The organism is Streptomyces sp. NPDC048248 (genome assembly GCF_043201875.1).
Lineage (GTDB): Bacteria > Actinomycetota > Actinomycetes > Streptomycetales > Streptomycetaceae > Streptomyces.
In genome coordinates, this window is sequence record NZ_JBICZL010000002.1 from 378,157 (window position 1) to 389,779 (window position 11,623).

The 11,623-nt window shown below is 70.6% G+C and carries 10 protein-coding genes; all 10 read right to left on the minus strand.

The window, feature by feature from the left end; translation table 11 throughout:
• Positions 1-90: 90 nt before the first annotated feature.
• Positions 91-1,116, minus strand: coding sequence for an adenosyl-hopene transferase HpnH (gene hpnH / locus ACGFZW_RS04855; protein WP_393891591.1), 1,026 nt, complete (start codon positions 1,114-1,116; stop codon positions 91-93).
• A 5-nt stretch (positions 1,117-1,121) separates the two neighbouring features.
• Complete coding sequence (locus tag ACGFZW_RS04860; RefSeq protein WP_393891592.1) at positions 1,122-1,778, minus strand: 1-hydroxy-2-methyl-2-butenyl 4-diphosphate reductase; 657 nt, start codon at positions 1,776-1,778, stop codon at positions 1,122-1,124.
• Positions 1,778-3,814: a squalene--hopene cyclase gene (gene shc, locus ACGFZW_RS04865; protein WP_393891593.1), complete on the minus strand. Its 2,037-nt coding sequence runs from the start codon at positions 3,812-3,814 to the stop codon at positions 1,778-1,780. The genes ACGFZW_RS04860 and shc overlap by 1 nt, the downstream gene beginning before the upstream one ends.
• A 105-nt stretch (positions 3,815-3,919) precedes the next feature.
• Positions 3,920-4,984 (minus strand): polyprenyl synthetase family protein, encoded by a 1,065-nt coding sequence (locus ACGFZW_RS04870; protein WP_393891594.1) that lies wholly within the window; start codon positions 4,982-4,984, stop codon positions 3,920-3,922.
• Between the two features lie 53 nt (positions 4,985-5,037).
• Positions 5,038-6,522 (minus strand): hydroxysqualene dehydroxylase HpnE, encoded by a 1,485-nt coding sequence (gene hpnE, locus ACGFZW_RS04875; RefSeq protein ID WP_393891595.1) that lies wholly within the window; start codon positions 6,520-6,522, stop codon positions 5,038-5,040.
• Between the two features lie 100 nt (positions 6,523-6,622).
• Positions 6,623-7,576: a presqualene diphosphate synthase HpnD gene (gene hpnD / locus ACGFZW_RS04880; protein WP_393891596.1), complete on the minus strand. Its 954-nt coding sequence runs from the start codon at positions 7,574-7,576 to the stop codon at positions 6,623-6,625.
• The gene (hpnC, locus tag ACGFZW_RS04885) at positions 7,573-8,520 is read right to left on the minus strand and encodes a squalene synthase HpnC (protein ID WP_393891597.1); all 948 of its coding nucleotides are present in this window, start codon (positions 8,518-8,520) and stop codon (positions 7,573-7,575) included. Before hpnC ends, hpnD begins: the two co-directional genes overlap by 4 nt.
• Before the next feature lie 369 nt (positions 8,521-8,889).
• Positions 8,890-9,693, minus strand: a complete 804-nt coding sequence (locus tag ACGFZW_RS04890; protein ID WP_393891598.1) for an ABC transporter ATP-binding protein — start codon at positions 9,691-9,693, stop codon at positions 8,890-8,892.
• Complete coding sequence (locus tag ACGFZW_RS04895; protein ID WP_393891599.1) at positions 9,686-10,624, minus strand: ABC transporter permease; 939 nt, start codon at positions 10,622-10,624, stop codon at positions 9,686-9,688. Before ACGFZW_RS04895 ends, ACGFZW_RS04890 begins: the two co-directional genes overlap by 8 nt.
• A 78-nt stretch (positions 10,625-10,702) precedes the next feature.
• Positions 10,703-11,611: a glycosyltransferase family 2 protein gene (locus ACGFZW_RS04900; protein WP_393891600.1), complete on the minus strand. Its 909-nt coding sequence runs from the start codon at positions 11,609-11,611 to the stop codon at positions 10,703-10,705.
• Positions 11,612-11,623 lie beyond the last annotated feature (12 nt).

Consider the following 11,623-nt stretch of genomic DNA (forward strand, 5'->3'; position numbering starts at 1 on the left):
CCGGCCGGGGCGACGCGATCGCCGCCGCGTCGCCACCGGCAGGCCCGGGGCGCCGGTGGGTCCGCCACCGGAGCCCACCCGTTTCTCACCTCATGTGCGGTTTCCCCCGACGGTGTCCCGTGCGGCCCGCAGGGACTCCTTCAGGGAACCCATCGTGGCCAGCACGGCGGTCGGCTCGTAGCCGCAGTGCGCCATGCAGTTGGCGCAGCGCGGGTCCTTGCCCCGGCCGTACTTGCTCCAGTCCGTCTCCTCGATGAGTTCCTTGTACGTCGGGACGTACCCGTCACTCATCAGGTAGCAGGGCCGCTGCCAGCCGAAGAGCGAGTAGTTGGGGATCGCCCAGGCCGTGCACGGGAAGTCCGCCTTGCCCTCCAGGAAGTCGAGGAAGAGCGGGCTGTGGTTGAGGCGCCAGCGGCGCCGGTTTCCGCCGGCGAACGCCTTCTTGAACAGCTCCCGGGTCTGCTCGACACCCAGGAAGTGTTCCTGGTCGGGGGCCTTTTCGTAGGCGTAGGCGGGCGACAGCATCATCTCGTCGACCTGGAGGTCGTCATTGAGGAAGTTGAGGACCTCGATGATGGTCTGCGGGGTGTCGGTGTTGAAGAAGGTGGAGTTCGTGGTGACCCGGAATCCGCGGCGTTTGGCTTCCTTGATCGCCGCCACCGCCTCGTCGAAGACGCCCTCCTTCGCGACGGATTCGTCGTGCCGCTCACGCATTCCGTCGATGTGCACCGCGAAAGCGAAATACCGCGACGGCGTGAACTTCTCCATCTTCTTGCGCAGCAGCATCGCGTTGGTGCACAGGAAGACATATTTCCGCTTGGCGACGAGCTGGCGGACGATCTCGTCGATCTGCGGGTGCATCAACGGTTCGCCACCGGCGATGGACACCATCGGGGCGCCGGACTCCAGTACCGCGCCCACCGCCTGCGCCACCGGCATGCGCTGCTTCAGCACCCCCGCCGGATGCTGGATCTTCCCGCATCCCTCGCAGGCGAGATTGCACGCGAAGAGCGGTTCGAGCTCGACGATGAGCGGAAACTTCTCGCGCTTCCGGAGCACTTTCTGTTCAAAAAGGTAAGTCCCGACCCGGATGGTCTGGCGGAGCGGCATAGCCATCTAGCTCACCTCCTGGGGAGCAGCAAAGAACGGTGCCATTCGAAGAGAACAGGAAGAACGGAGCGCAGCACACGGAAGGCCGATATTCCACCGCGCACGGTGCCGATGCGCATGAGTTCATGTTCTGGAGCGTCCACGACCACCCGGACGGCCGCAACCGGACGGATTCCGGAGCGCACCGCAGCGCCGAGCGTGGCGGCGGATTCCATGTCCACAGCGACGGCACCCGCGGCGTGCAGCTCGGCCCGCTCGGCTCCGCGGACGACGTGGTCGGAGCCGCTCAGCATCCCGGTGTGCACGGTCAGCCCGCGCTGCCGCAGGGCCCGCAGCAGCGGACCGTTGTCGCGGCAGAGCACCTCCGGTGCGTCCGGCCGGTGGTCGCGGGTGGCTCCGGCGACGACGATGTCCCCGGGCCGCATGCCCGGGGCCAGCCCGGCGCAGAAGCCGCTGGCGACGACCGGTGACCGCGCGGTGGCGGATCCGTCGCGCAGGGCCTTCGTGACCGCCCGCTCCGCCGCCTGGGGGCCCATGCCCGTGCGGAGCGTGACCAGCTGCGGGCCCGCACCGGTACGGTTGCCACTCCGCAGCGCGAACCGCTCGATGCCGAGCGCGCAGGCGACCAGCAGCGGGGGATCCACGTCCGTCGGGTGGCGTCCCGGCATCAGGCCCCCAAGGGCGCACCGGCCGGTCCGCCGTTGACGTAGCGGCCAAGGGCCGTCAGCGGGAAGACCTGGCGGTACAGGTGATAGTTGATGGAGAAGTCCCAGGGGAAGCCGGTGCCGGTGAAGTACGGCTCGTCCCATGAGCCGTCCTCGCGCTGGGTGTCGGCCAGCCAGCGCACCCCGCGCCGTACGGCCTCGCTGTCCCGCTCGCCGGCCGCGAGCAGCGCCATCAGCGCCCACCCGGTCTGCGAGGCGGTCGAGGCACCGCGTCCCGCCCACTCCTTGTCCTGGTAGGACCGCTGGTCCTCGCCCCATCCGCCGTCGTCGTTCTGGACGCGCCGCAGCCAGCCGACGGCCCGTCGGACCGCGGGATGCGAGCCGGGGATGCCGGCCGCGGCGAGCGCGGGCAGCACCGATCCCGTGCCGTAGACGTAGTTGGTGCCCCAGCGGCCGAACCAGGCGCCGCTGGGCTCCTGTTCGGCCAGCAGCCAGTCGATTCCGCGCCGGGTGCGCGGATCGTGCGTCCTGCCGACATCTGCGAACATTTCGACGACATGGGCGGTGACGTCAGCCGAAGGCGGGTCGATGACCTCACCGAAGTCGCAGAACGGCAGGCGGTCGGGGAGCGGGCTGGTGTTGTCGGCGTCGAAAGCGCCCCAGGCTCCGTTCCTGGACTGCATGCCGAAGGTCCAGTGCACCGCCCTGCGGACCGCGGCCTCGACGCGCCGGGGGTCGGGATGGGCGACGCGGCGCAGCGCCAGCACCACTTCGGCGGTGTCGTCGATGTCCGGGTAGTTGTCGTTCTCGAACTCGAACGCCCAGCCACCGGGGCGGAGCCGGGGGCGGCGCACCTGCCAGTCCCCGGGGCGGTCGATCTCCTCGGCCAGTATCCAGTCGGCCGCCTTGACCAACTGCGGGTGGTCGGGCGGCAGTCCGGCGTCGGCGAGGGCGATGGTGGCGAGGCAGGTGTCCCATACCGGGGACTGGCACGCCTCGATCATCCGCACGGGTGCGCCGTCGGGCTCGTCCTTGCGCCAGACGGTGAAGCGGTCCAGTGACTTCAGGCCGGTGCGCAGCACGGGGTGGTCGAGGTCGTAGCCCAGGAGGTGCAGGGCGATGACGGAGTAGACCGCGGGTGGCTGGATGCCGCCCCAGCAGCCGTCGTTCTCCTGGCGTTCGATGATCCAGCGGGCTGCGGCGCGCATCGCGGCGCCGCGCAGCTTGCGCACCGCGACCTTGCGGTAGAGGTGCAGGGCCTTGTCCAGGCGCTGGAAGGCGCCGTCCCAGCTGGTCGCCGGAGCGAGCGGCTGCGGTGGGTTGGGGCGGCGTGGGTCGGTGTGCAGCTCGTCGAGGGCGAAGGGCGCCGGGCGCACCGGGCGCTTGGCCGAGACGATGGTCAGGGGCACGATCGTCTGGCGCGCCCAGCAGCCGAAGTCGTAGATGTTGAGCGGGAACCACTTGGGGAAAAAGATCAGTTCGGGCGGCAGCTCGGGGAGGTCGTCCCACTTCCACCAGCCGAAGAGGGCCAGCCAGATACGGGTGAAGACCCTGGCGGCGGCGATCCCACCGCGCTCGCGCACCCAGGCCGAGGCACGGGCCATGTGCGGTGCGTCCGGGGCGTCGCCCGCGAGGCGCAGGGCCACATAGCCCTCGATGGTCGTGGAGAGTTCGCCGGGCCCGCCGTAGAAGGTGGCCCAGGTGCCGTCCGCGCGCTGCTCACCTCGAATGAAGCGGGCCGCGGCCTCGGTCAGTTCGGGGTCCTGGATCCCCAGGAACTGACGGAGCAGCAGGTCCTCGGCGTCCATCGTCACATTCGTGTCGAGGTCGCCCTTCCACCAACCGGCGGGATCCTGCTGGGAGAGCAGGAAATCGGTGGCGCGGGCGGTCGCGCGCCGTGCGGCGGTCGCCGTGTCCCGTAAAGCCGTGTCGTGCGCCGCGGCGCCCTGCGGGTGTTCGGTTGTCTCAGCGGTGGCATCGCTGGCCGAAGGGGGCCGGGGCGGCAGCGCCCCGGTGCTTCCGTCGGTCGTCGCTGTCATGGCTTCCCCTTCTGCAGTGAACTGTGAAGCGTGCTCAGGGATAGCGTCGGCCGGCGCCCGGCTGGCACCGGCCGGCGACTGCGATCTAATACGTCACGATCGTGATCATCTCTCTCGTACGACGACGAAGTCCGCGAGGGCGACGAGCTGCGCGCGGATGCGCTCGGGCATCTCGACCTCGTCCAGCGCGGCGATGGCGGTGGCGTGCTGGCGGCGGGCCTCCTGGGAGGTCCAGTCCCGGCCGCCGGCTTCCTCGATCAGGGCGGCGCGGGAGGCGAACTCCTCCTCGGTGAAGTCCGCGATCTCGGTCTCGCTCTTCTTGGCGTCCGCTGCGAGGATCCGGGCGAGGCGCTCGGAGGCGGTGCCGCCCTCGGCCAGGGCGGCGACGACCGGCAGCGACTTCTTGCGCTGCCGCAGATCGCTCCACGTCTGCTTGCCGGTGGAGTCCGGGTCGCCCCAGATGCCCAGCAGGTCGTCGATGGCCTGGAAGGCGAGGCCGAGGTGGTAGCCGTACTTCTCCAGGACGTCGGCGGTGTGGTCGTCGGCGCCGCCGAGGACCGCACCGATGGAGACGGCGCAGGCGAGCAGCGCGCCCGTCTTGTTGCCCTCCATCTCCAGGCACTCCTCGACGGTGACCCGCTCGCGGTGCTCGTAGGAGATGTCCTGGGCCTGACCGTCGATCAGCTTGCGGGTGGCCAGGGTGAGTCGGCGGGTCGCCCGGCCGGCCTCGACCGTGCCGAGCTCCAGCAGTATTTCGTTGGCGAGGGCGAACAGCGCGTCGCCGACGAGGATGGCCTGCGCGGGACCGTGCACCTTCCAGACGGTGTCACGGTGCCTGCGCTGCTCGTCGCCGTCCATCAGGTCGTCGTGCAGCAGCGAGAAGTTGTGCACCAGCTCGACGGCGACCGCGCCCGGGATACCGACCTCGGGAGCCTGCCCCGCGGCCTCCGCGGACAGCAGGGCGAGCGCGGGCCGTACGGCCTTGCCGCTGTCGCCCGTGGTGGGGCGGCCCTCGGCGTCGATCCAGCCGAAGTGGTAGGCGGCGACGGTGTCCATGGGGGGAGCGAGCCGGTCCACGGCGGCACGCAGCACGGGAGTGGCAAGCGTCCGCCCGCGCTCCAGCAGCGCGGTGACGCTCTCGGTGTCGATAGCTGGGGAAGCCGGATTCACGGTTTCTCCTCTGTTTCCGATACTCGTGCTCGTGCGAGTGCTCGTACTCGTAGTCATGCCGCCTCCTTGGGCAACCGGCCCTGAGGCAAGCCGAGTTCGTTGAGTGCCTCGCGAGCGGCGGCAGTGCCGCTGCGAACAGCGCTTTCCATGGTCGCGGGCCACCCGGTGGCGGTCCACGCACCGGCCAGGAACAGGCCGGGGGCTTGAGTGCGGGCGGCGGGGCGGAGCCTGCCGACGCCCGGTGCGGGCGCGAAGGTCGCGGTGCGCTCGCGGGTGACGAAGAAGTCGCGGACGCCCGCTCCCCGGGCGGCGGGCAGCAGCCGCTCCAGCTCGGGCAGATAGCGGGCCCGGAGCGCGGCGACCGGCTGGTCGATCTCCTCCTGCGCGGCGGACTGCGAGACGGCCAGATACTGGCTTGCCTCGCCGCCGGGGACGCGCGCGAGACCCGAGGTGTCCGTACGGTCGAAGACCCACTGGACCGGGGAGCCGACGGCGGCGAAGAAGGGGCGGCGCAGCACCTTGCGGTCGTAGACGACGTGGAGGTTGAGGATCGGCGCGGTGCCGATCCCCAGCAGCCGGTCCTTGTCGGCCAGGGTGCCGTCCGGGAGCAGCGCGTGCGTCTCGCGCTGCGGTACGGCGAGGACGACGGTGTCCGCGGTCAGCTGTTCCCCGCCGTGCGGGCCGCTCTCCACGGTGACCTGCCAGCCGCCCGCTTCGGTGCGGGTCACTGCGCCGGCGCGGGTGCGCAGGGCGACGCGCACCCCGGCCTTGTCCAGTGCGGTGCGGGCGAGGGTGTCGTGGACGTCGCCGAGCGGCACACGGGACCAGCCGATGTCGGCGGCGCCGGGAGCGGAGAGCAGGCCGGTCTTGAAGACCTTGGCGGCAAGACCCATCGAGGCTTCGTCGGCGGTGGCGTTGAGGGTGGCGACTCCGACGAGGTCCCACAGGGCCTCGACGGTGCGGGCCGACTGGCCGTGCCGGCGCAGCCAGCTGCCGAAGTCCACGCCGTCCAGGGCGGGGTCGGCCGGATCGAGCCCCTTCAGGGCGAGGGTGGCGCGCACGACGCCGGCCCGCTCGGCGGGCGAGAGGTGCGGGTAGCCGGCCAGGCTCGCGGCCAGGTGCAGCGGGACCGGCAGGGCCGTACGCCGCAGCCGGCCGAGTCGCATCCCTCCGCCGCGCTTCGACCGGGGGGTACCTCCGGGGTCGAGGACGGGGACGTCCATACGGTCCTGGAGGGGAACCAGGTGGTCGGCGTCGAGCCGTTCGAGGAAGCCGCGGTAGGCCCTGCAGCAGCGCAGGTAGACGTGCTGGCCGTTGTCGACGCTCAGCTCGCCCGCGGCGGAGTTCCGGCGGAAGGAGAAGACCAGCCCGCCCAGCCTGGGCCGGCCCTCCACGAGGGTGACCCGCAGCCCGGCGTCGGCCAGCGCGAGCGCGGCAGTGGTGCCCGCGAGGCCGCCCCCGACGACGACCGCGGTCCGCCCTGAACCGTCCGACGACCGGACGCGGCGCAGGTCGGAATGCGTGGCTCCCGATGTCATGCGTACTCCCCCCTCACACCTGCCAGGGACGCAGCCGCCCCGGGAAGGGTTGCGCGCCGCGCTGACGCGGGGTCGCCGCTCTCGTTCGTGGCCGGGCACGTCATCCGCGCCTCCTGACCGCCTGCCGGCGCCCGATGGCGCGGGCGTCGAGCCCGGACAGACCGCGTACGGCGACGAACGCCTTCTCCCGGCCGGGCAGCGAGACCCGGCCACGCAGCACCGCCTCGGGATCGGCGGCGATCCGCGACAACAGCCGGTGGTAGATACCCGCCATCGCGGCCACGCAGGCGCCGCTGCGCCGGTCGAGCATCGGCAGCAGCTGGAAGCCGTCGGCGAACAGGGCGCGGGCGCGACTGACCTCGAAGTGCACCAGGCCGGTGAAGTCGGCGCCGGGTGGCGGGACCGGACCGTGAAACCCTTCCGCACAGCCGAACTTGGCGAGGTCCTCGGCGGGCAGGTAGGTACGGCCGTTGCCGGCGTCCTCCCGAACGTCCCTGAGAATATTGGTCAGTTGCAGGGCGAGCCCCAGCGTGTCGGCGTACTCGGCGGCGCGTTCGGCGTCCTGCGCTCCGGGCACGGTGCCGAACACGCCCAGCGAGAGCCGGCCGATGGCTCCGGCGACACAGCGGCAGTAGTCCTTGAGGTCGTCCCAGGTCTCGTAGGTCTGGCCGTGCACGTCCATCAGGACACCGTCGATGAGCTCGTCGAGACCTTCCAACGGCAGCGGGAAGCGGCGGGCGGCGTCGGCGAGCGCGACGGCCACCGGATCGGTGTCGTCCTCGTCGACCCGGCCGTCCTTGATGCGTGCCAGCAGGGCCCGGGTGTCCTCCAGCCGCTGGTGCTTGGCGGCGGGCTCCAGGGTGCCGTCGCCGATGTCGTCGACCCGTCGCGAAAAGGCGTAGAGCGCCGACATCGCCTGCCGTTTGTCGTTCGGCAGCAGCCGGATGCCGTAAGCGAAGTTTCGTGCCTGCTGCCCGGTGACGGTCTCGCAGTAACGGTATGCAGCGAGCACCGGCGCGGACGCGTGTGCGGTTGCCTCCACGGTCCGACTCACCCCTCTCTTCGCAATGTCGCCCCCACCTCGCGCAGCAGGCTGAGCTTGGTCGGCTTGGGTGGTCCAGGGAGTACGTCGTGATCGGCGGCGGCCACCGCCCGGAGTGCGGCGCGGCCGCCGGCCACGAAACCGGCCAGCAGCAGCTTGAGTCTGCCGTGGACGCTACCCACCAGCGGGGCGCCTTCATTCAGCAGCTCACGGGCGCGTTCGGCCTCGTAGGCGATCAGTGCGCGCACCGATGCGCCCCCTCTGGGAGCCCGCAGATCGTCTTCCGTGACGGCAAAACGTTTCAGGTCCTCGGCGGGGAGATAGATGCGGTCGCGGCCGAGATCCTCGGCGACGTCCTGAAGGTGCTCGACGATCTGCAGGGCGGTGCAGACGGCGTCGGATCGCCGGACGCGTTCGGGGGTGGTGGTGCCGGTGATGCCGAGGACGAGCCGGCCGACGGGGTTGGCGGACAGTTCGCAGTAGGCGAGCAGATCGTCGTAGGTGCCGTAGCGGGCCACCCGCTGGTCCTGCCGGTTCGCCTCGATCAGGCCGAGGAAGGGCTCGAGGGTCAGATCGCAGCGGCGCACCGTCGGGCCGAGCCGCCGCATCAGCGGATGGCGGGGGCCGGGGGCCCGGTCGCTGAAGACGCGGTCGAGGTCGGCCTGGAGTGCGTCCAGCATCGCGGGGCGGTCGTCGCTCTGCTCGCGGTCGAGGCCGAGCAGCACGGCGTCGCCGCCGCCGGGGGCGAGGTCACCGTCGCCGATGTCGTCGACGAGCCGGGCGAAGCCGTAGACGGCCATCAGGTCGGTGCGCCAGGCGCGGGGCAGGAAGAACGGCGCCACCGGGAAGTTCTCGTGGGCGGCCTGGTCCAGGACGGTGCGCGACTGTGCGTCGGCCGGCCCGCCGGAGGCCACCGTCCGCGGTGTGACGCCGGGCGTCGCCTCCCGTCCGCTCATCGGGGGCTGCCCGGCGCGTTGGGGAGCCGGAGCGAACCAGTAGCCATTGCCGTCACGTCTCCCGTTCTACACCGCCAAGTCAAAACATCCCATTTCGGACACGCCGCAGCACGCGACACGCCCGATCGCGCCACCCAGACCCATGAGGTAACTTTTGCCCGACTTATACCACTTGTGCTGTTCAGTACCCGTACAGCTTACGCCGTACAGCTCGCCCGCGTACGAGGGGGTACCGGGGCCGGCGGGCAAACTTCCGGTCAATTGTGAGCGGCGTTCAACTATGGTGCGCGCCCCAGGAGTTGACCCGTCCCGCACAGTCGAAGGCCCCCGCGAGGCGGACTCGCGGAGGCCTTCGCAGAGCGCGCGGGACTACTTGCCCGTCTCCTTCTCGTACGCCTTGATCACTTCATCCGTCGGGCCGTCCATCAGCAGCTCGCCCCGCTCCAGCCACAGCACCCGGTCACAGGTGTCCCTGATCGACTTGTTGTTGTGGCTGACCAGGAAGACCGTACCGGCCTCCTTGCGCAGCTCCCGGATGCGGGCCTCGGAGCGCTTCTGGAAGCTGCGGTCACCCGTGGCCAGCGCCTCGTCGATCATCAGCACGTCGTGGTCCTTGGCCGCCGCGATGGAGAACCGCAGACGGGCCGCCATCCCGGAGGAGTAGGTCCGCATCGGCAGCGAGATGAAGTCGCCCTTCTCGTTGATGCCCGAGAAGTCGACGATGCCGTCGTAGCGCTCGCGCACCTGGTCGCGGGACATGCCCATCGCCAGGCCGCCGAGGATGACGTTCCGCTCGCCGGTCAGGTCGTTCATCAGGGCCGCGTTGACGCCGAGCAGAGAGGGCTGGCCGTGCGTGTAGACCTTGCCGCGCTCGGCCGGGAGCAGGCCGGCGACCGCCTTGAGCAGCGTCGACTTGCCGGAGCCGTTCGAACCGATCAGGCCGATCGACTCACCCCGGTACGCGGTGAAGGAGACGCCCTTGACCGCGTGCACCTCGCGCACACCGGCCGACGGCTTGCGCCGGATGATGCGGTTCAGCGCCGCCGTGGCGCCGCCCTTGCCCGCGCCGGTGCCGTACACGCGGTAGACGATGTGCAGATCGTCCGCGATCACCGTCGGGATGCGGGCCTCCGCCGCCTTGGTCGGCTGGACGCCGTTCTCTTTCTCAGCCACGTCCGTACCGCTCCTCAGCCTTCCAGAAGTACACAAAGCCGACGACGCCCATCACCAGCGCCCAGCCACCGGCCCAGGCCCAGGTCACCCACACGTCGTGCGGGAGCTTGTCCGCCGTGAAGCTGTCGATCAGCGCGAACCGCATCAGGTCGATGTAGATGGCGGCCGGATTGGCGTTGAGCAGCCACTCCACGAAGCCGGGGACGTTCTTGCCCTTGAGGATCACGTCGATGCTGAACATCACGCCGGACGCGTACATCCACGTCCGCATGATGAACGGCATCAGCTGCGCCAGGTCGGGCGTCTTGCTGCCCAGCCGGGCCATGACCATCGCCAGGCCCGTGTTGAACGTGAACTGCAGCAGCAGTGCCGGGATGACCAGCAGCCACGACCAGGTGGGCATCTGCCCGAACCCGAGCAGGATGACCAGCAGCACACCCATGGAGAACACCAGCTGCTGCAACTGCATCAGGCAGAAGGAGACCGGCAGGCAGGCGCGCGGGAAGTGCAGCGCGCGCACCAGCCCGAGGTTGCCCGAGATCGACTTCGTGCCCGCCATCACCGAGCTCTGCGTGAAGGTGAAGATGAAGACGCCGGTGACCAGGAACGGGACGAAGTCCGGAACACCGTTGCGGGTGCCGATCAGCAGGCCGAAGATGAGGTAGTAGACGAGCGCGTTCAGCAGCGGCGTCGCCACCTGCCAGACCTGGCCCAGCTTCGCCTGGCTGTACTGCGCCGTCATCTTGGCGCTGGCGAAGGCGGAGATGAAATGCCGCCGGTCCCACAGCTCCCGGACGTACTGCGGGAGGCTGGGGCGGGCACCGCTCTGCGAGAGCCCGTACTTCTGGGCCCGCTGGGCAGGGGTGAGCCCCTCGTCGGAAGCTGGCGGGGCACTCATGGCGACCGCACTGTCGTGCGTGGTCTCGCTCACAGTTGACACTTTCGTCCTCAAGGTGCGCTGCCGGGGCCACGCCCCGGTTCGCGGCTGATGCTCTCAGATACGAGCTTGTCAGATGACGGGAGGGCGGCCCAGTCGGGTCAGTCGCCAAACGGTAGCCCACTTCATGGGGCGCCTGGGACCGCACGGTGTGGCCCAGCCCTCCTTGAAGCCGCCCAGCCAGACCCGCAGCGCGGGCCACGAGGGGCGCCGGGCGAGGGTGAGCAGGAACCAGACACCGAGATAGACCGGAACCAGCGGCGCGGGGAGGTTGCGGCGGGCCAGCCAGACCCGGTTGCGGGCCACCATGCGGTGGTAGACCGCGTGCCTGCTGGGGGCCATGGTCGGGTGCAGCAGCAGCATGTCCGACCGGTAGTCGATCATCCAGCCGGCGTCCAGGGCCCGCCAGGCCAGGTCCGTCTCCTCGTGGGCGTAGAAGAAGTCGTCGGGCAGCCCGCCGACCTCTTCGAGGACCTTGGTGCGGACCGCGTTGGCGCCGCCGAGGAAGGTCGTGACCCGGGAGGACCGCATCGGGTCCGCGGCACGCAGCCGCGGCACGTGCCGGCGCTGGGTCTCACCGGTGTCCGGGTCGGCGATCCGGAAACTGATGATGCCGAGCTCTGGATCCTTGGCGAAGGCCTCCCGGCACAGCTCCGCGGTGTCCTCCGTGGCGAGCAGACCGTCGTCGTCGAGGAAGAGCAGGATGTCGACCTCGCGGCCGCCGGGCCCGAACGCCTCGATGCCGACGTTGCGTCCCGCCGGGATGCCGACGTTCTCCGGCAGCTCGACGGTCCGCACGCCCTGGGGGAGCTCGGGCAGCGGCGAGCCGTTGCCGACGACGACCACCTCGACCGGGTCGCCGTCCTGCTTGGCGACCGAGTCGAGCAGCGCGCGCAGCTCCTCGGGGCGGTTGCCCATGGTCAGGACAACCGCGCCGACCTTGCCGGGGTACGGGGCTCGCCCCGCTGGAGACTGCTGCATGCCGGGCGCCCC